Source organism: Campylobacter concisus (assembly GCF_002165775.1).
In the GTDB taxonomy this organism is placed as follows: Bacteria; Campylobacterota; Campylobacteria; order Campylobacterales; family Campylobacteraceae; genus Campylobacter_A; species Campylobacter_A concisus_E.
This window is the reverse complement of record NZ_NDYP01000010.1, coordinates 51,464-75,745: the sequence shown is the minus strand read 5'-3', so window position 1 is coordinate 75,745 and position 24,282 is coordinate 51,464. Positions and strand designations below refer to the sequence as shown.

Sequence of the window (24,282 nt, the reverse complement as noted above, 5' to 3'; positions counted from 1 at the left end):
GCCAGTGAGGCTCATGCCCCCGCCTGCCAAAAGTAGCCCAAGCGGGATGACGTAGGGCAGCTCTTTTTTGTCGCTTAGGCGGCCGATCAGCGGTTGGATGAGCGAGCTTGCTAAATTTGTGGCGGTCACGAGCGAGGCGGCTGTAGCGTAGTCGTAGTGGTAGCTAGCGATGAAAAAGGGCAGCATCGCACCAAGTGCACTTTGGTTTATGTCGCTACAAAAGTGCCCAAGCCCCATTAGATACTTTAATTTTTCCGCCTTTTTCATCTAAAATAGCCCTTTTAAAAGCCCCTTTAAATTTTGCTTTTCGCCGTTTGTGCTTTCATCATCTTTGCCCAGCTTTTTGTCTAAAAATCTACCTATCTCTTTTTTGACCTTATTTTCAAGATATTGTGATCTGACGTCGTATTTTAGCTTGTCTGTCGTGCCTGAAATTTGCACGTTTAGGTCAGTCTTTTCGAGCCTGCAAACAAGCGGCGCGTTAAGCATTTTTGTCGCAGTATTGTAAGTGCCACCTGCAACCTTTATGTCGCTCTTTGGCGAGCTTAAATTTACGTTAAAAACAACGTTATTGCCCTTTATGTCACCGTAAATTTTGCCGTCTTTGTAAATTTCTTTTGTGATGTCCTTGCCGGTGAAGGTTTTTATATTGTTTGTGAGATTTGTGTTGGCTAGGTGACCCTCTTTTAGCAAGATGTCAAATTTGCCGAGCTTTTGCTTTGTTTCGTAGTCAAATTTAGCATCGCCGTTGCCATCATAAAGATGATCTAGCCCCAAAGTCTGCGTTAGGCTCTTGACTTCAAAATTTTTTAGCACCGCATCAAACATTCCACCTTTGTAATTTGCCTCGAGCTTGCCCTTAAATAGATCATCTGAGGTGACTTTTACGCTTAGATCATCTACTTTGCCGTTTGCCGTTACAATGGCTGCAAATTTACCGTGAAGCTCGCGGCCAGCTAAAAATGCAAGCTTATTTAGATCTGAAACCACCGCTTGAAGCTTTAAACTTAGCGTGTTTTTGCCCACATCAAAGCTGCCATCTATGCCCTTTATGTCAGCTAGCGAGCTAAGAAAGTCGCCACTAAATTTCGCTACGTCGCCTTTGTAGTCTAGGCTTAAATTTGAGCTAAATTTCTCATTTTCAGGGAAATTTTTATCAAGCATTTTACTAAGCGCTGCGGCGTTAAATTTGCCATCATTTAAAGTGATCGTTGCGGCGATACTTGGGCTTTTGCTAAAGATATTTTGCCCCTTTGCCTGGGCATTTGCCTTAGCGTTTGCCAGTCTATCGTTGCCGCTAAGCGCTAAGACCTCTCCTAGCTGCGCCTCTTTTAGGTTAAGATCAAGATTTTCATTTTTTATAGTGGCGTTTAGCTTGCCAGCAAAGGCATCACCGCCTAAATTTAGCTCATCTATCTTGCTCTGCTTGACCTTCACATCGCCCGCAAGCGCCATTTTCGAGCTCACCTCAAAGCCACTGACTGCTTTAAATTTATCAGGGTCGCTAATGAGCAGGGCAAATTTGCTAAAAATTTGGCTGTTTTTTAGGTCAAAAATACCCTTTACATCCTTTAGCTCGCCAAGGTCACTAAGCACATTTACATCAAAATTTACAAGCTCGCCTTTTGCGACAGCGCCACCTTTTAGCTCAAATTTAGCCGCATTTTTAAGCTTTGCAAGACCATTATTTATAAGGCCGTTTTTTATCTCAAATTTAGCCTCGCCTGCAAGCTTTTTTAGCTCATCAAAGCCGCTAAAATTTGCGTTTAAATTTATCTGCCCGTCTGCGTAGCTAGGCTGCAAGGCAAGCGCTAAAAGCTCTTTTAGCTTGATATTTGCGGCATTTAAGACTAAATTTTTACTATCAAAATTTGCTTTTATCTTGCCACCAAGGCCATTTATCTCAGCTTTTAAGTTTTTAAGAGCATTTTCTTGCATCGTAATTTCGCCGTTTGCATCCACTGCGCCACTTAGCTGTTCGCCCAAGAGCTTGCCAAAAAGCGCAAGATCAGGCACGTTTAGCGAAAAATCACTCTTTAAATTTTTACTAACTAGATCATAGGTCGTCTCGTTTGCTTTTAAAGTAGCTTCAGGTGCGATGATAATGGTTTTTGCGCTCACTTTTTCATTTGCAAATTTAGCATTTACGCCGCCTTTAAAGTTTATATTTTTTGCTAAATTTAGCCCAAATTCATTTTTAAGAATTTCTTTGTTTATCGCTGCGTCGCTTGCTAAAATTTGAGCGTTAATGATGGGCTCATTTTTCTCATCAACCCCTTGCACGTTGCTCGTTAGGTCAAGCTTACCACTAGCTAAATTTGGCTTTTGTGCAAGAGCTGAGATCTCGGAGAGTTCGATGTTTTTAGCGTCAAGATTTAGAGATTTTGGCAGGTAGTCTTTTAAATTTGCATTTAAATTTATGTTTGAGCCAAGCGCCATGCCAGTTGCCACTAGCTTGAAGTCGCTAAATTTACCAGCCATGTTTGCTTTAAGTGCGACATCTTTTTTTAATCCAAGCTTGCTAGCCTTCGACTCGTCGGCGTCTATATCTATGTTTAAGTTCATGCTTTGAGCAAATAACGAGAGATCCCCATTTGCCTTTAAATTTATGGCATTCATCACGGTCGCTTCTAAATTTAGCGTGGTAAGTCCAAGGCTAAAGTCTTTAAATTTGACATCTATACCACGAGCGAGTGCTTCTTTTTCTATCTTGCTAGCTATAAATTTATTGCCAAAAGAGCTAAAGATAAAGCCAAAAATGCAAAGGATTATCAGTGCCAAAGCTGCTACTAAATAGGCTATTTTTTTCATAAATTTCCTTTATATTAGTTTTACATATCATAAAACTTTAGTGTAAGTGACTAAAGTTTTAATAAATTTTAGTATAAATTATTGACTTTTTTAGAAAAAAATGCTAGGATTTCATCACTCAAAAATAAAGAGTGCTAAAAAAGACAATTAAACTAAAAGGATGAACAATGAATTTTCAACCATTAGGCAAGCGTGTTCTAGTCGAACGTGTAGAAGAGACAAAGACCACAGCTTCAGGCATTATTATACCTGATAACGCAAAAGAAAAACCTTTAAGCGGAGAAGTAAAAGCAGTTGGTACTGAGGTAGAGGGTGTAAAGGTTGGCGATAAAGTTGTATTTGCAAAATACGGTGGCACTGAGATAAATTTAGACGATAAAACATATCTTGTTTTAAATATTGATGATGTTTTAGGCGTGATTAAATAATTAAAAAAGGAAAGACAATGGCAAAAGAAATTTTTTACTCTGATGATGCAAGAAACCGCCTATACGAGGGCGTAAAAAAACTAAATGACGCTGTGAAAGTGACAATGGGACCAAGAGGCAGAAATGTCCTTATCCAAAAGAGCTTTGGCGCTCCAAACATCACAAAAGACGGCGTTAGCGTGGCTAAAGAGGTTGAGCTAAAAGATACTATCGAAAACATGGGTGCAAGCCTAGTTAGAGAAGTAGCAAGCAAAACAAACGACCAAGCAGGCGACGGCACTACAACAGCGACTGTGCTAGCTCATGCGATATTTAAAGAGGGTCTTAGAAACGTAACTGCTGGTGCAAATCCTATCGAAGTAAAACGTGGTATGGATAAAGAAGTAGCAGCTCTTATAGATGCACTAAAAAACATCTCTAAAAAAGTTTCTGGCTCAAAGGAGATCGCTCAGATCGCTACTATCTCTGCAAACTCAGACGAGAGCATCGGCAAGCTTATCGCTGATGCGATGGAGAAAGTCGGCAAAGATGGCGTCATAACAGTAGAAGAGGCAAAGTCTATCCAAGACGAGCTAAGCGTTGTTGAGGGTATGCAGTTTGACCGCGGATATCTAAGCCCATACTTCATCACAAACCCTGAAAAGATGCAAGTTGAGCTAAGCAATCCATTCATATTGCTATTTGACAAGAAGATCACAAATTTAAAAGACCTGCTTCCAGTGCTTGAGCAAGTACAAAAGAGTGGCAAACCACTTCTAATCATCGCTGAAGATATCGAGGGTGAGGCACTTGCAACGCTTGTTGTAAATAAACTTCGTGGCGTGCTAAACATCTCAGCTGTTAAAGCTCCTGGTTTTGGCGATAGAAGAAAAGCGATGCTTGAAGATATCGCTATCTTAACAGGTGGCGAGGTTATCAGCGAAGAGCTAGGCAGAACACTAGAGAGTGCCACTATAAACGACCTTGGACAAGCTTCAAGCGTGGTTATCGACAAAGACAACACTACTATCGTAAATGGTGCAGGCGAGAAGTCAGCGATCGACGCTAGAATAACTCAAATAAAAGCTCAAATCGCCGAGACTACAAGCGACTACGACAAAGAAAAACTTCAAGAGCGCCTTGCAAAACTAAGCGGTGGCGTGGCAGTTATCAAAGTAGGTGCTGCGACTGAGACTGAGATGAAAGAGAAAAAAGACCGCGTAGATGACGCTCTAAGTGCTACTCGTGCAGCTGTTGAAGAGGGCATCGTAGTAGGTGGCGGTTCAGCTCTTATCCTTGCTTCAAAGAGCGTAAATTTAAATTTACAAGGTGACGAGGCAATCGGTGCTGAGATCGTTAGAAGAGCGCTTCGTGCTCCACTTCGCCAAATCGCTGAGAACGCTGGCTTTGACGCAGGCGTAGTAGCAAATGCAGTTGAGACAAGCAAAGATGCAAATTTTGGCTTTAACGCTGCAACTGGCGAATATGTAAATATGTTTGAAGCTGGCATCATCGACCCAGTAAAAGTTGAGAGAGTTGCTCTACAAAACGCTGTTAGCGTGGCTAGCTTGCTACTAACCACTGAAGCAACTATCAGCGAGATAAAAGAAGAAAAAGCAATGCCTGCAATGCCTGACATGGGCGGAATGGGTGGCATGGGCGGCATGATGTAGCAGCCCTTTTCGAGCTAGAGCCTTTTCTAGCTCGAATTTATATTTAAATTTAACATCACTAAATTTATAAAATTATTTACTCCTTTTTAAATTTATTCTTGTATTATTTTTGCATTCTTTTAGGGAGAATTTACAATGAAATATGATGAAATTTTTAGAGAATACGACATCCGCGGCATTTTTGAAAAAGACTTGACAGAGGACAGCGTCAAGGCTATAGGGCTTGCTTTGGGTAAGAAATTTAACGAATTTGGCGTGAAAACTTTAAGCATTGGCTTTGACGCAAGGCTAAGTGCTAGCACACTTTTTAGATACCTGCTAAGCGGTCTAAACAAGGCTGGTGGCTTTAAAATTTACAATATCGGCTTGCTACCAACTCCTGTTGGCTACTTTAGCGTTTATGCTGATTATTTTGACGCAAACATCATGATCACGGGCTCTCACAATCCAAAAGATTATAACGGCTTTAAGATTACTATCAAAAAAGATAGTTTTTTTGGCAAAGATCTGCAAATTTTAAAAGATAAAGTGAACGAGATAATCGCCTCTTGTGAGCAAATAGCAGACGATGAGAGCTGTGAGAAATTTAACATCTTAGAAAAATACGTTGAGTTTTTTGTAAAAGAATTTAGTGAGCTTAAGAATTTCAAAAAGCCTTTTGTCATCGACTGCGCAAATGGCGCTGTTGGCGTGAGCTTGGTGCCTATCGTCAAGGCGCTTGGACTAAATGCGAAAATTTTATATGAAGATCCAGACGGAAATTTCCCAAATCACCACCCAGATCCAAGCGAAAAAGAGAATTTAAAAGAGATATTTTCGCTCATCGAAAAGAAAGAATTTGACCTTGGATTTGGCTTTGACGGAGATGGCGATAGGATCGCCGTGATAACTCCAAAAAGAGATATAAAAGGCGATGAGCTAGCCTATCTTTATGCGCTAAATATGAAACATCCAAAGGTGCTTGGCGAAGTAAAATGCTCACAAAATATGTATGATGAGATCGCAAAAATTGGCGAAGTTTTCATGGGTAAGACTGGACACAGCAACATCAAAAAGATGATGAAAGAGCTAAACGTAGATCTCGCGGCTGAAGTTAGCGGACATATTTTCTTTAAAGAGCGCTATTTTGGCTTTGATGATGCGCTTTATGCGATGATGAGGGTGCTTGAGCTAGTACATAAAGGCTTTGATCTTGACGGCGAGCTTGATAAGATGCCACTTGTCTTTAGCACCGATGAGATCAAGATAAAGACGACTGACGAGGCTAAATTTAAGATAGTTGCTAAGCTAAAAGAGTGCGTGAAAAACGAGGGTTGCGACCTGCCAAAGATAAAAAATATCATCGACATTGATGGCATAAGAATTCAGTTTGAAAATGGCTGGGCACTGGTGCGTGCGTCAAACACAACGCCAGTTATCGTTACTAGATTTGAAGCTAAGAGCAAGGAATTCTTAGAAGAGATCGAGCAAAAAGTGACAAATTTGCTTAAGAGCTTAATGTAGCTTACAAATACATTTTGGGCTAAATTTACTCCAACATGCTTTTTAAAATTTTATTTAAACATTTAAAAACTAAGTTGTATCTTTCTCGCCTAGCTTTCGCGGATTTTTTCTCTGCATACATACTATCTGTAATTTAAATTTATCAAAAACATGCGCCTTAGCTTTTTTGAACCTTCATGTGGATAATGCAATTTAAATCCACAAGTAGTATATCTAATATCGGCGTTCAGTTCATTGTTGCAAGGGTTCATCTACTAGCTTGCTGCTCAGGTATGTAAGATATCCGTCCTTGTAACCTACCGGCAAAAAACTTTACAAGTATATTTGTTAAATTTAAAAGATAGAGAGATGGCGTAAAGATTTACGCCATTAAATTTTATAGTTTGCCGCCTTCAACGACAAGTGATTCTGGATTGACGCTGTCACCATAGATCGGTTTTAGTGTAGCATCATAGTCTTTGTGGAAGAAATTTTCTTTTCCAAGCTCAATGATCTCATTGTTTAGCCAGTCAAGTAAAACTTTGTTGCCTTTTTTAACAGCTGGTGCTATCACGTCCACATCACCAAGTGCCTCAACGCCTACAACAAAACCAGGAGTCTCTTTCGCCCAGGCAAAAAGTAGGGCGTTATCATGCGCTAGTGCAGCACCTCTTTTATCAACCAAAGCCGCAAATGTTTCAGTATTTTGGTCGTATTTTGCAAGCTTAATGTCAGGATAATTTTTTGTAAAAAACGCGTCTGCGGTTGTGCCCTTATTTACGATTAGGGTTTTGTCTTTTAGCTCATCGATGCTTTTTATCACTGCACCTTCAGGGCTTACGATGCCAAGTGAAACCTTCATGTATGGAAGTGCAAAATCAACAACTTGTGCACGCTCAGGTGTTTTTGTAAAATTTGCAAGTGTGATATCTACTTTATCAGCTACTAAAACTTCAACTCTACCAGCAGCCTCTACTAGCTCAAATTTTACCTTGCTCTCATCGCCTAGTAGGTCTTTTGCGATACGTTTTGCAAAGTAAATATCATAGCCTTGGTTTTTGCCGTCTTTATCGACATAGCCAAATGGTGGTTTGTCGCTGAAAACGCCAATTCTTACAAATCCACGCTCTTTGATCTTTGCGATCGCATCAGCTTCATTTGAAGCAGCTTTTGCCGTGTCGGCACCTTTGTCATTACCACAACCCGTTAGAAAGACGGTAGCGATTAATGCTAATAAGAAAAATTTAAATTTTCTCACTCTTTCTCCTTGTAAAAAAGTTAAATAAATAAGAGCGTTAAAATTTCGCTCTAAACGCATTTTGAAAAAACGGCAAATTATCTCTTATTTTTTCTAAAACGAGAATAAATTTAGAAATTTCTTCGCACGGTCGCTCTTTGGGTTGGTAAAAAATTCCTCTGGTTCGCTGATCTCCACGATCGCTCCAGCGTCCATAAAAACGATCTTGTTTGCAACCGCTCTTGCAAAGCTCATCTCGTGGGTGACTATTAGCATTGTCATACCATCTTTAGCTAAATTTAGTATCACATCAAGCACTTCTCTAACGATCTCTGGATCAAGCGCAGCCGTAACCTCGTCAAATAGCATAATTTCAGGGTTTAAGCAAAGGCTTCTTACTATAGCTATACGCTGCTTTTGGCCGCCACTTAGTTCCTTTGGATAGGCAAATTTCTTATCAAGCAGTCCAACCTTGCTTAGCCACATATCAGCGGTTTTTTCAGCCTCGGCCCTATCTCTTTTTTGTACTTTTAAAGGCCCAAGAAGGACGTTGTCTATGACGTTCATGTGATCAAACAGCTCGTAGCTTTGAAAGACCATACCGACTTTTTGGCGGATCCTTTGCCAATCATTAAATTTAGCATCAATTACTTCGCCATCGATTATTATCTCGCCACTTGCGATGCTTTCAAGGCCGTTAATGCATCTAAGAGTTGTGCTCTTGCCACAGCCTGATGGGCCAAGAAGCACGACCACTTCACCGCTTTTTACCTCTAAATTTATGTCTTTTAAGGCGTGAAGCTCTCCATAAAATTTGTTTATTTTTTTAAGTTCTAATATGTTTTCGCTCATTTTAACTCCATTTTTCTTCTAGTTTTTTTGATAGTTTTGAGACTGGATAGCAGATCGCAAAATATAAAAAGAATATGAGCGTGTATATCCAAAATGGCGCCATAGGATTTGTAAATACATTTCGCTCAATGATCTGCTGACCGACTTTGACCACCTCCACAACGCCGATTAGCACGACGATAGAGGTCGTTTTTATCATACGGCTTAGTAAATTTACAGCTCCAGGCACTAGCCTTCTTGTGGCTAGTGGGATGATGACGTGAGAGTAAATTTGAAATTTACTAAGTCCAAGTGAGGCGGCTGATTCAAATTGATGTTTTGGTATCGATGTTATCGCTCCACGCACGATGTCCATCATTTCAAAAATTCCCCACAAGCTAAAGACAATGAGTGAGGCTGTAAATGCTGAAATATGAATATCAAAGGCCTTGCTGACACCAAAATAAAATAAAAATAGCCAAACGATCTGAGGCATTATGCGAACGATTTCTAGGCAAATTTTTAAAATAAAATAGATAAATTTATTTTTCATGCTCATAAGCACGCCAAGTACTAAACCGCCGATTATAGAGATAAAAATAGAGATAAATGAAATTTCTGTGCTTACCACAAGACCATCAAAGAGTCTTAGTAAATTTTGCGTGTCAAATAAAATACTAACTCCTTGCATTTCTCACCCTTTTTTCGACATAGCTAAGTACTAGCGAGACTGGCAAGATGATGACAAGATAGCTAATAACCAGCATAAAAAGCGCCTCATCTGTCTTGTAGTAAAGTCCGATAAGATCCTTTGCGACATAGACTAGATCAGCAAGCGCTACGATACTAACGATGCTTGTCTCTTTTAGTAAAAATATGACGTTTGCGCTGATACTTGGAAGTGCTACGCTAAATGCTTGAGGCAAGATAACATATCTTAAGAGCTGATTTTTGCTAAGCGCGATGCTTAGTCCTGCTTCGATCTGCGACTTTCTAACCGCCTCAAAGCCAAGCCTAAAGCTCTCACTCATATAGCTACCACCAAGAAAGCTAAGCCCAGCGACCGCACAGGCAAAGCCGCTCATCGATACTCCAAGCTTTGGCAAGCCATAATATAAAAAGAAAAGCTGTATAAGAAGTGGCGTATTTCTTGAGAGCTCGACGTAGCTGTCAATCACTTTTGATAGAAATTTTAGCTTGTAAAATTTTACAGCCATACAAACAATACCGATCAAAATAGAAAAAACGATCCCTAAAAAGGCAATCTCACAGGTAAGCACTCCGGCCTTAACATAAAGCGGATAAAATTTCTCAATAAACTCAAAATCCATAAACTTTAATCCAATCTGAAAAATGGAGTTATTTTATCTTATAATCATAAATTTAAAACTAATTAGATATGATCTTGCTTTAAATTTAAGCTTACAAAAAGGATAAAATTTGATCGATCTTTTTCAGATCATCGGCTTTTTAGGGATGATTTGCATCGTGATGGGCTACTTTTTACTTCAGATCGGCCGCCTAAATAGCCGCGATCTAGCCTATCAGATAATAAATTTGGTAGGCGCAGTACTGCTCATCATCTCGCTTTTTGTGCACTTTAACCTCGGCTCATTTTTGATAGAGGTCTTTTGGATAATCATTACGATTTATGGAATTTATAAAATTTATAAGGAGAGAGCGTGAGAGCTTACGCAGAGTGGGAAGAGCAGGAGCTTTTGTTTTTATCACTGCCACATAGTAAGAGCGACTGGGAGCCCTATTTAGAGGAGATTTTGGCGAGCTATGAGGAGCTTGTGGCTGCTATTACGCCCTTTGAAAAGGTAGTGCTCATCTGCCCAGATGAGGCAAATTTTGCTAGGTTTAAGAAATTTAAAAATGTAGAGTTTGTTAAGCTTGAGACTGACGATACTTGGATCAGAGACTACGGCATGATCGATGTTTGTGCTGAAGACGGCGTAAAGAGTTACGACTTTAAATTTAACGCTTGGGGCGGTAAATTTAAGAGCTCAAAAGATGATGCCCTAAATTTAGAGCTAGCTAAAATTTACAAAACTAAGCTTGAGCCAGTCGATATGATACTAGAGGGTGGCAGCATCGAGTTTAACGGCGATGGCGTGCTTTTAACCACCTCAAAATGCCTGCTAAATGAAAACAGGAATTCCTCTCTTAGCAAAGAGCAGATCGAGGAGAAGCTTAAAAATTTATTTGGCCTAAAGCGTATCATCTGGCTTGAAAATGGTTTTATAAAAGGCGATGACACAGATAGTCACATTGACACTTTAGCGCGTTTCATCACGCCTGATACTATCGCTTACGCATCTTGCGAAGATGAGAGTGATGAGCACTTTGATGAGCTAAAAAGGATGGAGGATGAGCTTAAAAAAACTGGCTTTAAGCTACTTGCTATGCCGCTTCCTAAGCCTAAATTTTATGAAGGCAAAAGGCTTGGCTGCACCTATGCAAACTTTATCTTTATAAATGGTGCGCTGATCGTGCCAACATATAATGACGAAAACGATGAAAAGGTGCTAAATTTACTAGCAAAGGCACTGCCAGATAGAAAGATCATCGGTGTAAATTCGCTAGTTTTTGTGCGTCAAAATGGCTCGCTTCACTGCTCAAGCCAAAATAGATACAAGAGGGCTTAGCCTTGTCAAGTCCGTTTGATTATGAGTTTAACCGTATAAATAAGCAGGAGTGCACGCAGGGCGAAAATAAGGCTGTTATCGCAGCTGGAGCTTGCGCCTTTTTGCTCGCACTTGTGAAATTTACAGCTGGGCTTTTTAGCGGCTCGGTTGCTGTGCTTGGCTCGGCGATTGACTCAATGCTTGATTTTATTGTCTCGCTTTTAAATTTATTTGCGCTTAGAAAGTCAAGAAAGCAAGCCGATGAGAGATTTAACTTTGGCTACACAAAGCTGGAGGCCTTGGCAGCGCTATTTGAGTGCATCATCATCGTGGTGGCTGCTGGATATATTTTTTATGAGAGTATTAAAAAATTTAGTGAGCCAAATTTAGATATAGACCTTAGCTTAAGCCTTGGTGTGATGGTATTTTCGGTCATAGTAACGCTATGTTTGGTACTATTTTTAAACCAAATTTCTAAAAAAAGTGGAAACCTTATCATAAAAGCAGACGCGCTGCACTATAAGATCGACCTTTTTAGCAACCTTGCTGTCATTATTTCTCTTCTTATCATTAAATTTAGTGGCTTTGTGATGATAGATGCGATTTTTGGCATCGTGATAAGCGGCTACATCGCTCAAAGCGCTATAAATTTAGGTAAAGACGCCTTTGGTATCTTGCTAGATCACGCAGCAAGCCCTGAGGTCACAGATGAGATCATCAAGATGATAAAGGCAAAGCAGAGAATTTCTGATTTTCACTACCTAAACACAAGGCAGAGCGCAAATACCATATTTTTAACGCTGCATTTAGTTTTTGACAAAGATATCTCGCTTTACGACGCGCACGAGGTGGCCGACTCGCTTGAAGCCGAGATAAGAGAGAAATTTAGGGATTATTCGTGGCAGATAACCACGCATTTAGACCCATACAACGACAAAGAAGGGAAATGAGATGAAAGTAGCACTACTTCAACAAGAATTTAAAGGGACAAAAGAGGCGACTATCGCAAAGACACTTGAGCTAATCGCCGAGGCAAAAAAAGGCAGCGCCGATCTAGTCGTCTGCCAAGAGCTGCATCAGACGCAATACTTTTGCCAAAGCGAGGATACAAATTTCTTTGATCACGCAAACGAGTGGCAAGAAGATGTCGCTTTTTGGGGCAGGGTGGCAAAAGAAAATGGCGTGGTTTTGGTCACTTCGCTTTTTGAAAAGAGGGCTGACGGACTTTATCACAACACCGCCTTTGTCTTTGAGCGTGACGGCAGCGTGGCTGGCAAATACCGAAAAATGCATATTCCTGATGACCCTGGATTTTACGAGAAATTTTACTTCACGCCTGGCGACATTGGCTTTGAGCCAATTGAAACAAGCCTTGGCAAGCTTGGCGTTTTGGTGTGTTGGGATCAGTGGTACCCAGAGGCAGCAAGGCTGATGGCACTAAAAGGGGCGAAAATTCTCATCTACCCAACGGCTATTGGCTGGTTTGAGGGCGATAGTGACGATGAAAAGTCAAGACAGCTTGAAGCATGGGTGGCAGTTCAAAGAGGTCACAGCGTGGCAAATGGCCTGCCGGTTGTTGCGGTAAATCGTGTGGGCTTTGAAAAAGATGATAGCGGCGTGATGGATGGGATTAAGTTTTGGGGAAATAGTTTTGTTTTTGGGCCACAAGGCGAGCAGCTTTTCCGTGCAAATAGCACAGATGAGCTTTGCAAGATCGTTGAAATAGATATGAAAAGAAGCGAAGAAGTGCGCAGAATTTGGCCATTTTTAAGAGACCGTAGGATCGATGCCTACGCAAATATCACAAAGAGGTTTATCGACTAAATTTAGAGCTAGAATTTCTAGCTCTTTTAAAATGTAAATTTCTTATCTACAATTCGAACTATCCTGCCGCCAAGCCTTTTTGCCTGCTCTTCATTGTGCGTGGTGATGATGATCGTATATCTTTGCGACAAGCTTTTTAAAAGCTCCTCTACGATCAAAATATTTTTCATATCAAGCGATGAGCAAGGCTCGTCAAGCATGAGCACTTCAGGTTTTGTAGTTAGCATCCTTGCGATGCAAAGTCTTTGCTTTTGACCACCAGAGAGCTTGCTAGCTGGCATATCTAGGTCACTTATTTCACCTAGTAAATTTACGCTTTTAAGTAGCTCTTCTACCCTTTTTTGCTTATCTTTTATGCTGCCCTCGTAAAATTCCATCGCATAGGTCAAATTTCTTTCTACGCTAAAGGGAAAGAGTGTGGCATCTTGAAAGAGTATGGCTAGTTTTCGTCTTAGCCAAATTTCGCCCTTATTTTTGATATTTTCACCTTTAAATAGTATCTCTCCGCTATATCTGCCGCCTTTTTGCTCTAAAAAGCCATTTAGCGCTGAAAGAAATGTCGATTTGCCACATCCTGAGCTGCCCATTAGGCAGATGATCTCGTTTTCGGCGATGTTTAAATTTAGATCTTTTAAAATTTCATTATCTTGGTAAAAGATACTAAGATCTTTTATGTTTAAAATATCTGGCAATTTTCTCTCCTATATCAAATAAAACTACGGCTGAAAGCAAGTGCAAAATGATCAGTATAAAAATGATCACAAGCGCCGTGGCGTAGGCATTTTGAGTTGCGACTGACTGGCTTAAAAGCATGTGCAGGTGAAAAGGCAGTGCCATGACTGGCGAGAGCAGGCCTTCGGCCTTTGCCATGAAGACGACCCCTGTTAAAAGTAGCGGTGCGGTAGCCCCTATGGCGTAGCTGCCAGCTAGTATCAAGATAGATATGATATTTTTTCTAATAGTTGGCAAAACTAGCTTTCTAGCCATGAAATTTTTATCAACGCCAAGTGCGAAGCTATCTCTTAACATCTTTTCATCGATCTGCGAGATCACCTTTTCAACGCTTACTTCAACAAATGGAAAGACCATCAAAGCAAGCGTAATGCTAGCTGTTAGTAGGCTTTTAGGGATATCAAGGCTAACGATAAAAAGCCCATAAACAAACATCCCAAGCAAGATAGAAGGTATGGAGGCCATCGTTTGGATGATAAATTTAAGACCAAGCTTGATCGTGCCAGAGGTGCAGTAAATTTGCCTATAAATGGCGCAGCTAACGCCAAGAAGTGCAGAAAATATCATAGATAGTATCATCAGCAAAAATGAGCCTATGATAGCGTCTCTTATGCCACCACTCTCACCTAAATTTAAACCTTGCGGATTTTTGGTTAGAAAGTCTAAATTTATCTGAGAGATGCCATTTGCAAAGATGAAATAAAATATCCAAAATATCACCGCAACCACTATAAATACGCAAAGATAAGCGTAAAATTTGACTAGATGATCTTTAAAAGCGTTCATTGTTTTTCTCAAATTTAAAGATAAAAATATTTAGCAAAAATATAAAAACAAGCAGGACAAATCCGCTTGCTATTAGGGCGTGATAGTGCAAGCTACCAGCCTCGCTCATACCCATTTCAAGGGCTATTAGAGATGGTATGGTCTGGGCTTTTGAGAGCAGGTGCGGAAAAAGCGGGGTGTTGCCTATAACCATCATCACAGCCATCGTCTCGCCAGCTGCCCTTGAAAATGCGAGTATAAAGCCTGAAATGCTTGCTTTTATGGATTTTCTAAAAATTATTTTTCTTATAAAATATCCTGTGCTTACGCCAAGCGCATCCGAGTTTGTTTTGAAATTTTGCTTTAGCAGATCAACACTTTGGAGCAAATGCGAGGTAAAAAAAGGCAGTATCATGACGCTAAGGATGAGGCTAGCTGCTAAGACTGACTCGCCAGCGGACATTTTTAACCCTGACTCTAAAATTTTTACAACCGTGTAAAGCGCGAAAAATCCATATATGATAGATGGTATGCCAGCTAGTATCCGTATCATCCAGTCTAGCACGTGCCTAAGCCAGGCGCTCGCAAAAAAGCAAATAAATATAGTAACGCCAAGCGAGATAAAAAATGAAAATATGCAAGCTAAAAACGCAACTACAAAATTTGCGACTAGGATATTAAACAGTCCAAAGCTAAAAGGCTCTGTACTAACGTCCCAGTCGTCATTTAGTAAAAAGTCAAAGAGGCTTACTTCTGTAAAGAAACTCGTGGAATTTAGCAGTAAAAACCCCACGAGTAAAAGCAAAAGCATGGCGGATAAAAGTGTAAAAAGATATATCGTGCCTTTAAAAATTTGCCCTGTCATTGGCTATTTTACTGGTATAAATCCCATTTTTTCGATAGTCTTTTGACCTTCGGCTGAATTTAGCACATCAACAAAAATTTGCTCAGTTTTGCTTAACTTGCCACTTTTTACGATGATGAGCGGACGAGAGATGTAGTATTTGCCATCAACTATATTTTTCACAGTTGGCTCGACGCCGTCAATATTTAGCGGTATTAGCTTGCCTTTGTTTTGGTTTGTGATACCAAAAGAAGCGTAGCCAATAGCGTTTTTATTTTCGATGATTTTTGAGACAAGAGCACCCATGGAAGGTGATTGGATGACGTTTTTGCTAACTTTGACATCTTTCATGATCTTTTTTTGAAATACCTCGTGAGCACCGCCACCAAGATCTCTTGTAACTACGACTATTTCGTCATTTGGTAGGGATTTGTCAAGGTCGCTCCACTTTTTATACTCGCCTGAGAAAATTTTGACGATCTCATCTTTGCTTAAATTTCCGCCCTTTAGCTTTATCACCTCATTTTCTGGGTTTACAGCCACACAAAGTGCGTCTATGCCAAGCGTATAGGCTTTCATATCCTTGATCTTTGCCTTTTCGCTATCTTTTATATCGCGAGCTAACATGCCAAAGTCAGCGACATGATCAAGCACGGCTTTCACGCCAGCACCTGAGCCACCAGCTGAGACAAAAATGGTGATATTTTTGTTTGGTAAAGAGCTATCTACTTTATCCCAAGTCTCGTACTTTTCAATAAAGTCGGTTGAAATTTTAGCAATGACTGGAGCCAGAGTAGATGAGCCACTAAAGCTAACTTGCGTTTTTTCGTCTGCACCAGAAGCATAATTTAAAGATAAAAGCAGCATTGAAGCGGCCAACATAAGTGATTTTTTCATAAAAACCTCCAAAATTTGATTGTTATTAACATTTGTAAAAAGCTATTGGTTAGTTGTAAATTTGCAACAGTTTTTCTAAAACTTAGAACTGCGGTGGATTATACAATAAAAAATGATATTTAAATAGCCGGTTTATCAAATTTATTTTGACTAACAAATAAATATAAATTTAGTCTTAAGAAAATATTTTTTTAAGTCTTGATTGTGTAGAATGGTTGCAACTTTACTAAAACGGCATGAAAATATCATATCAAATAAGGTAAAAAGCTAAATTTATAGAATAAAATAGCCTTAAATTTCTTGAAAGGATCTTAGATGAAAACTACTTCTTTGGCACTTGCTGGCTTGCTTTTAGCAACAACTCTTTCAGCAAAAGAATTTATTAGTATCGGTACTGGCGGCATGACAGGCACTTATTATCCGATAGGTGGAGCGATTTGCCGTTTAGCAAACAAAAATACTAATGTAAAATGCTCAGTCCAATCAACTGGCGGCTCGGTTTACAACGTAAATAACGTTTTGAAAAAAGAGCTTACATTTGGCTTTGTTCAAAGTGACGTTGTCTATGATAAATTTAACGGCACTGGCAAATTTGACGGAGCAAAAGATGAAAATTTACGCTCAGTAGTTGCTATCTATCCAGAACTTCTTGCATTTGTTGTGGCAAAAGATAGCGGTCTTACAAGTGATCTTGCTTCATTTGCAGGTAAAAAATATAACGTCGGAAACCCAGGCAGTGGCAACGAAGTGAGTACACTTGAAGTCTTTAAAGCAAAAGGCTTTGATGTTTCAAAACTAGGCTACCGCGGCGTTTTAACAGTTGGTGAATGCCCACACGCACTAAAAGATAAAAAGATAGACGGATATAGCTTTGTTGTCGGACACCCAACTGCAAACATCACTGATGCTGCGACATCTTTACCGATTGATATCCTAAATATCGAAGGCAGCGAGATCGATAATCTTCTTAAAGAGAAGCCATACTTCGCAAAAGGTGTGATACCAAAAGGTTCATATGACGGCGTTGATCACGATGTAAATACTATCGGTGTAAAGGCTGTTTTGGTAACCAATAAAGACACAAAAGATGAGGCTGTAAAAGCTGTGATAAAAGCTATTTTAGATAATTTTGATGAGTACAAAACTCTTCACCCAGCGCTAAAATCAGTAAACAAAGAAGATCTTGTTCAAGGTCTTTCAGCTCCGCTTCACCCAGCTGCAGAGGCTGCATTTAAAGAGGCTGGCATCTTAAAATAATCCATTTCCAGGGGCTTTGCCTCTGGATAAAATTTAAATATGCAAATTTTTTAATTTTTATATTTAAATTTTAAAGGAGAGAGATGAACGAAGTCAAAGACAACGAAGAACAATTTGTCGAAGTAAAAACAAGGGAGATAAATAGCAATTTTTACAACTATTTCATTGCGATCGTATGCTTTTCTTGGTCAGTTTTTCAGCTTTATATAGCTTATTTTCCGCTAAATACTAACATTTCGCGCTCAATACACTTAGCCTTTGCGGTTGGTCTTGTATTTTTGCTTTATCCAGTCACTTTTCATAAAAAGGCACATTCTAGTTTGCCATTTTACGATCTAGTCTTTTGTGTGGTAGGCGTTGTTGCTGTGCTTTATCCAGCGGTTTATTTTTATGAACTAGCTGATAGGACTGGGGATTATATCACACAAGATATCGTCATATCGTTTTTAGCGATCATTGTCTTGCTTGAGGCTGGCAGGCGTGTCATGGGGCCAGCACTTCCAATTATTTGTATATTATTTTTGATATATGATCACTTTGGTCCTTATATGCCAGACATCATCGCTCATCAAGGTGCCAGCTTTGAAAAGATAGCAGGTCATATGTTTTTAACGACTGAGGGCATCTTTGGTGTGCCTATCGGAGTTAGCGTTAGTTTTATCTACCTTTTTGTACTTTTTGGCTCATTGCTTGAGAGGGCAGGTGCTGGGCAATATTTCATAAATTTAGCTTTCTCTCTTCTTGGAAAATATAGAGGCGGTCCAGCTAAAGCCTCGGTCATCGCAAGTGGACTAACAGGTATGGTTTCAGGAAGCTCCACTGCAAATGTTGTAACAGTTGGTACATTTACCATACCACTTATGAAAAAAGCTGGTCTTTCACGCACAAAAGCTGGAGCCATCGAGGTTGCTGCTGGCGTAAATGGACAGCTTATGCCTCCGATCATGGGCGCAGCTGCCTTTATCATCGCTGAGTTTTTGGGCATGACATATACAAATGTTATGATGGCAGCGGTAATTCCAGCTTTTGCTTGCTATTTGTCACTATTTTTTATTGTTCATTTGGAGAGCGTCAAGCTTGGCTTAAAAGGTATAAATCAAAGCGAGTTTCACTCAAGATTTAAAATTTTTGTAAGCGGACTTCACTATATAACTCCGATTTTGATTTTGCTTTATACGCTATTAATCGCAAAAGAGTCAGCCATCGCTGCAGCATTTAATGCGATTGGATTTTTATTTTTAATAATGATCTTTCAAGAGCCAGTTAAAAAACTAGCAAGTGGCGAAAAAGTTGGAATAAATGATGTGTTAATAGGCTTTGAAGATATATTTTGGGCGATGGTTGCAGCCGCAAAAAGTATGACAACGATCGCTATAGCAACCGCACTTGCAGGTATTATCGTGGGCTCTATCTCTTTAACTGGCCTTGGCCAAGTACTTTCAGATTTAGTTGAGTTACTTGCTGGTGATAATATAGTTATGATATTGCTTCTTACTGCGATGATGTCACTTATACTAGGAATGGGCCTTCCAACAACAGCAAACTACATCGTAGTTTCAAGCCTTGTGGCACCTGTTATTTTATTTTTGGCACATAAAAATGGCTTTCTAATCCCAGCCATAGCTGTGCATCTTTTTGTTTTTTACTTTGGAATTTTAGCTGATGACACACCACCAGTTGGTATCGCAGCATACGCAGCAGCGGGTATCGCCAAAGCAAATCCTATAACCGTTGGCGTTCAAGGATTCTTTTATGATCTAAGAACAGCGATCTTACCATTTGCCTTTTTCTTTAACAACAAACTTATGCTAATAGAAAGCGTAAATGAGGGCGACCCGCTTGATTCAAAAGGAATAGTCTGGATGAGCAATCCACTTGAAATTTTACTTGTCTTTGGTATGGCAATCGTGGGAATGTTTGCTTTTTCAAGCTTACTTCAAGGCTACTATGTCACAAAACTTAGAATTTGGGAGCGTATTCTTTTGATCCCTGTTGTGCCACTAGCTCTTGTGCCAAATATATGTGCGAAATTTAATCTTATACCAAACGAATACACTGCTTATATCGTAGCTGCTATACTTTATGGATTTGTTTTTATGACTCAATGGGGCATTAAAGACAAACCACTTGATCAAATAAAAATAATCTAATCTTAGGCAAGAGCACTCTTGCCTAAATTTCTAATATAAATTTTTTAGGGCTACCTTTATACTTTGAGTAATTTCTATTTAAAATAAGTGTTTTTTTAGGATTTTTTGTTTAAGGATATTGGTGTAATAAATTAAATAAGAAATTTTTAGGCTCGAAAGCCTAAAAATTATAGTTGTTTTGAGCGTCTTAGATCACCTGCAAATTCGCAAGACATCTTATCGCCTAATTCGCAGCCTTTTACTAAAAATTCATAAGCTTTTTTAAATTCCTTAGCTTCTATTAAGATAGAACCTACCATCTCGCAAGAATATCCATCATTCTTCTCACAAGCTTTATTAAAAAGTTCTCTTGCTTTTTGTGGCTCAGTATTTAGATAAAGTCCACCAGCTGCCGAGCAACCTTCAACCTCACCAGCTTCGCAAGCTTTGTTATAGTACTCTAAGGCCTTGCTTGGATTAGGTAGAGCTGTTTTTCCTAGTTGGTAAATCGCTCCAACTTTTACGCAAGATTTTACGTCATTTGCCAAACATCCTGCTTCAAATTTAGCCAAAGCTTCTTTAAAATTTGAGCTCCCATATGCCTTTAGTCCATCTTCAAAGTTACCTGCAAAAGCACAAGTGGCTAAGATTGAGATAAAAATCATTTTTTTCATTGAAATTCCCTTTTTGTGAATTAACATGCGATTTTAGCATATTAATTTTTACACTTACTTGATGAAAATAAATTACGCTCTTAAAATTCTTTCTTGCTCTTTATAATCAGGCATGATGGCTTCTATAAATTTATAAAAACTACTTTGATGATGCGGATAGAGTAGGTGGGTAAGCTCATGAAGCACTACGTAGCTCACGGCAGAGATGGGCTTTTCGATGAGCCTTAGACTTAAGTTTATATAGCCTTTTTTGTGGTTGCAACTACCCCAGCGATTTTTGCTATTTCGTATGACGATACGCTTGATTGGTTTGTTTATAAAAGGCTGAAAATGGCTCACAAGCTCTAAAAATAGCTCTTTTGCTCTTGTTTTTTTTAAACGCTCAAGACTTTTTAAATTTGGAGTAAAGATAAACTCGCCATCAAAAAATGGCTCTTTAAAATTTTCATCAAATTTTATCTTATAAATTTGCCCAAGAAATTTCATCTCATCATCTTTTGGTAAATTCAAAAGAGCTTTTTTGTAAGTATTTTCAAGCCAAATTCTGTGCATCTCAAGAAAACTAAGAGCCATCTTTTGTGTGCTATAAAATGGCATAGATAGCGTGATCTTAGCGTCCTTGCCAACTCTTAAACGCATGGATTTTACATTTGTTTTAAAATTTATTAAAACGCTTAGCCCATAAAAGTCTGAAATTATGCTCTTTTGCTTTAAACTAGGCGTTTTTCTTGCCATTTTTTACTTCTCCAACGCCACGTATTTGCAAGACCTCTTAGCCACTCATCAGCACAAAATCCTATCCAAACGCCGATGATTCCCCAGCCAAGATAGATGCCTAAAAAATATCCAAGTGGCAGTGAAAGCCCCCACATGAAGATAAGACCAGTTGCAAGAGGAAATTTTGCGTCGCCGCTTGCACGAAGGGCATTTACGATGACTATGTTAAAGGTTCTACCCGCTTCAAGAAATATCGAAAGTGTAAAAAGTGGCAACATGATCGCACGTAAATTTTCGTTTAAATTTAGTGCGTCCATGATTTGATGCTTTAGTGCATAAGCTATAAGTACGACTACTAGCGTTATAAAAACGCCGAGTCTTAGCGCCCTAAATGTCCTTTTATAGGCCTCGTTAAACTCGCTAGCGCCTACTAAATGCCCTACGATGACCTCGTTTGCCACGCTAATACTGGCTCCGCAAAGCAAGATAAGAAGCGTGATCTGAAAGTAAATGGTCTGCACGCTAAGGCTAGCCTCGCCCATGCTTGCCACAAAGCCAAAAGCGACCATGTATTGCGCCATCCAGAGTAAATTTTCGCCTGCACTTGGAAGGCCGATTGAGAGAATTTTCTTTAAAATTTCAAATGGCACGACAAGTAGCTTTTTAAAGTAAATTTTAACTTTTGCCTTTTTACTCAGCATATAAGCTAGCACAAAAATGCCTACTAATCTGCCAACAAGTGTCGAGATAGCTACACCTTGCAGACCTAAATTTGGCAGATCAAACCAGCCAAAAAGGGAGATAGCATTGCCTAAAATCGTAATTACGTTCATTAAAACTGAAGTTAGCATAACAGCAGTTGCTAGGTTATAAACACGAAGCACTGCAGCTAGCACCATACCGATACCATCAAAAAGTAGGGCAAAGCCAAGGATGTGAAGATATGAGAAGCTATCATTTATAAGCTCTTTTGGCACGTTTAGTAAATTTAAGATGTTATAGCCAAAGACGTAGATGATGATAGCCGAGAAGATACCAAAGAGTGTATTTGACGTGATGCTTGCGTGTATGACGTTTGAAGCAAGATCGTTCTTTTTAGCTCCCAGCGCTTGAGCTACTACGACCGAACAGCCAATACTTAGGAAGTTAAAAATGGTCATAAAAAGATCCATCACTTGATTGCCAGCACCCATGGCACCAACTAGATGCACGCTCACCTTTGTCACCATGTAGGTGTTGATGATGAGCGTAATGAAGTGTAAAAACATATCTAAAAATATTGGAACTACGAGTTTTCTCATAGATAAGTTCATTAAATTTTCCTTAATTATTTTAAAATTTTGGCGATTATAGCCAAAATTAGGTTTTAGCTCCCTTTTTGATATAATCGCTAGAAATTTAAAAAATGAGAGAAAAATGGCATTAATCGACCTGATAGACGTAAGTAAAAAATTTAGCGCAAATGAGATTTTAAACACTGTAAATTTTAGTGTAAATGAAAATGAGAAAATAGCGATCATCGGTAAAAATGGCAGCGGTAAAAGTACACTTATGAAGATCATCTCTGGCGAGGTGGCAGTAGATAGTGGCAGACGCATAGTGCAGAGTTTAATAAGCGTCGAGATGCTAGCTCAAACTCCAAATTTTAACGCAACTTTTACCGTAAGGCAGGCGTTAAATAACGAGCTAAAAGAGATATTTGACGCGATAAGTGAGTATGAAAAAAGTGGCGTCTTGCTAGCAAATGATCCTGAAAACAAAGAAATTTTAAAAGAGCAAGAGAGACTTTTAAAGTTTATAGAGGCAAAAGACGGCTGGAATATCGAGCATAAGATCGAGCGAATTTTGCAAGAATTTAAACTAAAAGAGTATGAAAATAGACCCATTTGCTCGCTAAGTGGCGGCGAGATCAGACGCGTGGCACTGGGTGCGCTCATCCTTAAAAAGCCAAATGTGCTGCTACTTGATGAACCAACAAACCACCTTGATGTTTACATGGTCAAATTTCTTGAAGATATGCTAAAGGGTTCAAATCAAAGCATAGTTTTTATAAGCCACGATAGGTATTTTATCGATGCGCTGGCAACTAGGTGCGTTGAGGTCGAGGAGGCTGGGCTTAGAAGCTTTGATGGTGGATATGCAAACTATCTAACCAAAAAAGAGGAAATTTTAGCAAGCCTTGCAAAGTCGCATGAAACGCTACTAAAACAGCTAAAAGCTGAAGAGGAGTGGCTAAGGCGCGGCGTAAAAGCTAGACTAAAACGAAATGAAGGTAGAAAAGAGCGAGTGCTCGCCATGCGCGAGGAGGCTAAGAAAAATCCAGGTGTGATAAGGCGCGTGAGGCTTGAGCTGGAGCGTGCGAGCAAAAATTTCAACCAAACGCAGAGCCAAAACCGCAAAAAAATGCTCTTTGAGTTTAAAAATTTAGGTAAAAGCATAGACGGTAAGGTGCTTTTTGAAAAATTTGACGCAAGGGTCTTACAGGGCGAGAGGATAGCTATAGTTGGACGAAATGGCAGTGGAAAGAGCACGCTACTTAAAATTTTGCTAGGACTTGAGCAGCAAAGTAGCGGCGAGATAAAAAGAGGTGAGGTGAGTATTGGCTACTTTGACCAAGCTAGAAATGTCCTTGATGATGATAAAAGCCTTATCGAGACATTTTGTCCAAATGGCGGCGATCATGTGCTGGTTCGTGGGCGAAATATGCATGTTTATGGCTATCTTAAAAATTTCCTCTTTCCAAAGGAATTTTTAGATAAAAAGATAGGCGTTTTAAGTGGCGGCGAGAAAAACCGCGTGGCACTTGCACTTCTTTTTACAAAAACCTACGACGTGCTGGTGCTTGACGAGCCGACAAACGACCTTGATATCGCAACTATCAATATCTTAGAAGACTACTTGCAAAGCTTTGAGGGAGCGATCTTACTAGTTAGCCACGATAGATATTTTGTTGATAAGATGGCAAATAAGCTTTGGGCGTTTGAGGGCACAAAGATAAATGTCTTACATGAAGAGTATAGCGTTTATTTGGAACTTGAAGATGAGCTAAAAGAGCTTGATAAATTTGAAAAAGAGCTCTCAAATAACCAAAATGAAGCTAAACAAAAGAGCAAAACCGGCGTAAAACTAAGCTACAAACAAACGCAAATTTTAAACACATATCCAGATAAAATTTCAGCCCTTGAAGCAAAAATTTCTGAGCTAAATGAGGGTTTAAGTGATCCAAAAATTTATCAAGAACTAGGTCTTACCACGCTTTATAATGAGCTAGAAGCGGCAAAAGCCGAGCTAGAAGAGCTTGAAAATGACTACTTTGAAGTACTTGAGATCGCCGAGGGGCTGGAGTAGGGAAGATAAAGTATCGCAAGATGG

Annotated in this window: 23 protein-coding genes; 10 read left to right on the top strand and 13 right to left on the bottom strand. The window is 39.5% G+C overall.

Annotated features, from left to right (window positions below):
- Together B9N66_RS08970 and B9N66_RS08965 are read right to left on the bottom strand one after the other, a co-directional pair.
- A partial coding sequence (locus B9N66_RS08970; RefSeq protein WP_141083440.1) for an MFS transporter occupies nt 1–267 on the bottom strand: 267 nt, incomplete at its 3' end.
- A complete protein-coding gene (locus tag B9N66_RS08965) occupies nt 268–2,811 on the bottom strand; it encodes a tryptophanyl-tRNA synthetase (protein ID WP_087580734.1) in 2,544 nt (847 codons plus the stop codon).
- Nucleotides 2,812–2,978: 167 nt separating this feature from the next.
- Here B9N66_RS08965 and groES point away from each other — a divergent pair, with 167 nt between their 5' ends.
- From groES to B9N66_RS08950, 3 genes are all read left to right on the top strand, one after another.
- Complete coding sequence (gene groES / locus B9N66_RS08960; RefSeq protein WP_087577938.1) at nt 2,979–3,239, top strand: co-chaperone GroES; 261 nt, start codon at nt 2,979–2,981, stop codon at nt 3,237–3,239.
- A gap of 17 nt (nt 3,240–3,256) precedes the next feature.
- Nucleotides 3,257–4,891: a chaperonin GroEL gene (groL, locus tag B9N66_RS08955; protein WP_002940160.1), complete on the top strand. Its 1,635-nt coding sequence runs from the start codon at nt 3,257–3,259 to the stop codon at nt 4,889–4,891.
- Between the two features lie 135 nt (nt 4,892–5,026).
- Nucleotides 5,027–6,394: a phosphomannomutase/phosphoglucomutase gene (locus B9N66_RS08950; RefSeq protein WP_087580733.1), complete on the top strand. Its 1,368-nt coding sequence runs from the start codon at nt 5,027–5,029 to the stop codon at nt 6,392–6,394.
- Between the two features lie 376 nt (nt 6,395–6,770).
- Here B9N66_RS08950 and B9N66_RS08945 read toward each other — a convergent pair whose 3' ends face one another.
- The 4 genes from B9N66_RS08945 to B9N66_RS08930 all read right to left on the bottom strand — a co-directional run bounded on the left by B9N66_RS08945 (nt 6,771) and on the right by B9N66_RS08930 (nt 9,772).
- Nucleotides 6,771–7,631: a cysteine ABC transporter substrate-binding protein gene (locus B9N66_RS08945; protein ID WP_072594383.1), complete on the bottom strand. Its 861-nt coding sequence runs from the start codon at nt 7,629–7,631 to the stop codon at nt 6,771–6,773.
- 93 nt (nt 7,632–7,724) lie between these two features.
- Nucleotides 7,725–8,462: an amino acid ABC transporter ATP-binding protein gene (locus tag B9N66_RS08940; protein ID WP_021091230.1), complete on the bottom strand. Its 738-nt coding sequence runs from the start codon at nt 8,460–8,462 to the stop codon at nt 7,725–7,727.
- A gap of 1 nt (nt 8,463) precedes the next feature.
- Complete coding sequence (locus B9N66_RS08935; protein ID WP_087580732.1) at nt 8,464–9,132, bottom strand: amino acid ABC transporter permease; 669 nt, start codon at nt 9,130–9,132, stop codon at nt 8,464–8,466.
- On the bottom strand, nt 9,119–9,772 hold the full coding sequence (locus B9N66_RS08930; RefSeq protein ID WP_087580731.1) for an amino acid ABC transporter permease: 654 nt from the start codon (nt 9,770–9,772) through the stop codon (nt 9,119–9,121). The genes B9N66_RS08935 and B9N66_RS08930 overlap by 14 nt, the downstream gene beginning before the upstream one ends.
- Nucleotides 9,773–9,881: 109 nt before the next feature.
- Between B9N66_RS08930 and B9N66_RS08925 the strand changes: the two genes are divergently transcribed.
- The 4 genes from B9N66_RS08925 to B9N66_RS08910 are packed head-to-tail and all read left to right on the top strand — an operon-like array spanning nt 9,882 to nt 12,895.
- Nucleotides 9,882–10,127: a CBU_0592 family membrane protein gene (locus B9N66_RS08925; RefSeq protein ID WP_009293649.1), complete on the top strand. Its 246-nt coding sequence runs from the start codon at nt 9,882–9,884 to the stop codon at nt 10,125–10,127.
- Nucleotides 10,124–11,092, top strand: coding sequence for an agmatine deiminase family protein (locus B9N66_RS08920; protein ID WP_087580730.1), 969 nt, complete (start codon nt 10,124–10,126; stop codon nt 11,090–11,092). Before B9N66_RS08925 ends, B9N66_RS08920 begins: the two co-directional genes overlap by 4 nt.
- Before the next feature lie 2 nt (nt 11,093–11,094).
- Nucleotides 11,095–12,021 (top strand): cation diffusion facilitator family transporter, encoded by a 927-nt coding sequence (locus B9N66_RS08915; RefSeq protein WP_087580729.1) that lies wholly within the window; start codon nt 11,095–11,097, stop codon nt 12,019–12,021.
- A gap of 1 nt (nt 12,022) precedes the next feature.
- Nucleotides 12,023–12,895 (top strand): carbon-nitrogen hydrolase, encoded by an 873-nt coding sequence (locus tag B9N66_RS08910; RefSeq protein ID WP_087580728.1) that lies wholly within the window; start codon nt 12,023–12,025, stop codon nt 12,893–12,895.
- A 26-nt stretch (nt 12,896–12,921) separates the two neighbouring features.
- On the opposite strand, the gene B9N66_RS08905 is transcribed toward B9N66_RS08910, so the two are convergent.
- Genes B9N66_RS08905 through B9N66_RS08890 form a run of 4 tightly spaced genes read right to left on the bottom strand, consistent with a single transcriptional unit; the run spans nt 12,922 to nt 16,133 of the window.
- Nucleotides 12,922–13,587 (bottom strand): phosphate ABC transporter ATP-binding protein, encoded by a 666-nt coding sequence (locus B9N66_RS08905; protein WP_087580727.1) that lies wholly within the window; start codon nt 13,585–13,587, stop codon nt 12,922–12,924.
- Complete coding sequence (locus tag B9N66_RS08900; protein ID WP_087580726.1) at nt 13,556–14,413, bottom strand: PstA family ABC transporter permease; 858 nt, start codon at nt 14,411–14,413, stop codon at nt 13,556–13,558. The genes B9N66_RS08905 and B9N66_RS08900 overlap by 32 nt, the downstream gene beginning before the upstream one ends.
- On the bottom strand, nt 14,400–15,257 hold the full coding sequence (pstC, locus tag B9N66_RS08895) for a phosphate ABC transporter permease subunit PstC (protein ID WP_087580725.1): 858 nt from the start codon (nt 15,255–15,257) through the stop codon (nt 14,400–14,402). Before pstC ends, B9N66_RS08900 begins: the two co-directional genes overlap by 14 nt.
- Nucleotides 15,258–15,260: 3 nt before the next feature.
- Nucleotides 15,261–16,133 (bottom strand): phosphate ABC transporter substrate-binding protein, encoded by an 873-nt coding sequence (locus B9N66_RS08890; RefSeq protein WP_087580724.1) that lies wholly within the window; start codon nt 16,131–16,133, stop codon nt 15,261–15,263.
- A 315-nt stretch (nt 16,134–16,448) separates the two neighbouring features.
- Here B9N66_RS08890 and B9N66_RS08885 point away from each other — a divergent pair, with 315 nt between their 5' ends.
- A complete protein-coding gene (locus B9N66_RS08885) occupies nt 16,449–17,390 on the top strand; it encodes a TAXI family TRAP transporter solute-binding subunit (protein WP_072594373.1) in 942 nt (313 codons plus the stop codon).
- 83 nt (nt 17,391–17,473) lie between these two features.
- Nucleotides 17,474–19,540, top strand: a complete 2,067-nt coding sequence (locus B9N66_RS08880) for a TRAP transporter permease (RefSeq protein ID WP_087580723.1) — start codon at nt 17,474–17,476, stop codon at nt 19,538–19,540.
- Nucleotides 19,541–19,707: 167 nt separating this feature from the next.
- Here B9N66_RS08880 and B9N66_RS08875 read toward each other — a convergent pair whose 3' ends face one another.
- The 3 genes from B9N66_RS08875 to B9N66_RS08865 form a co-directional block, all read right to left on the bottom strand.
- A complete protein-coding gene (locus B9N66_RS08875; protein WP_087580722.1) occupies nt 19,708–20,193 on the bottom strand; it encodes a tetratricopeptide repeat protein in 486 nt (161 codons plus the stop codon).
- Between the two features lie 72 nt (nt 20,194–20,265).
- The gene (locus B9N66_RS08870) at nt 20,266–20,928 is read right to left on the bottom strand and encodes a M48 family metallopeptidase (RefSeq protein ID WP_087580721.1); all 663 of its coding nucleotides are present in this window, start codon (nt 20,926–20,928) and stop codon (nt 20,266–20,268) included.
- Nucleotides 20,904–22,223: an MATE family efflux transporter gene (locus tag B9N66_RS08865; RefSeq protein ID WP_087580720.1), complete on the bottom strand. Its 1,320-nt coding sequence runs from the start codon at nt 22,221–22,223 to the stop codon at nt 20,904–20,906. The genes B9N66_RS08870 and B9N66_RS08865 overlap by 25 nt, the downstream gene beginning before the upstream one ends.
- A 103-nt stretch (nt 22,224–22,326) precedes the next feature.
- On the opposite strand from B9N66_RS08865, the gene abc-f reads away from it, so the two are divergent.
- Nucleotides 22,327–24,258, top strand: a complete 1,932-nt coding sequence (gene abc-f, locus B9N66_RS08860; protein WP_087580719.1) for a ribosomal protection-like ABC-F family protein — start codon at nt 22,327–22,329, stop codon at nt 24,256–24,258.
- Nucleotides 24,259–24,282 lie beyond the last annotated feature (24 nt).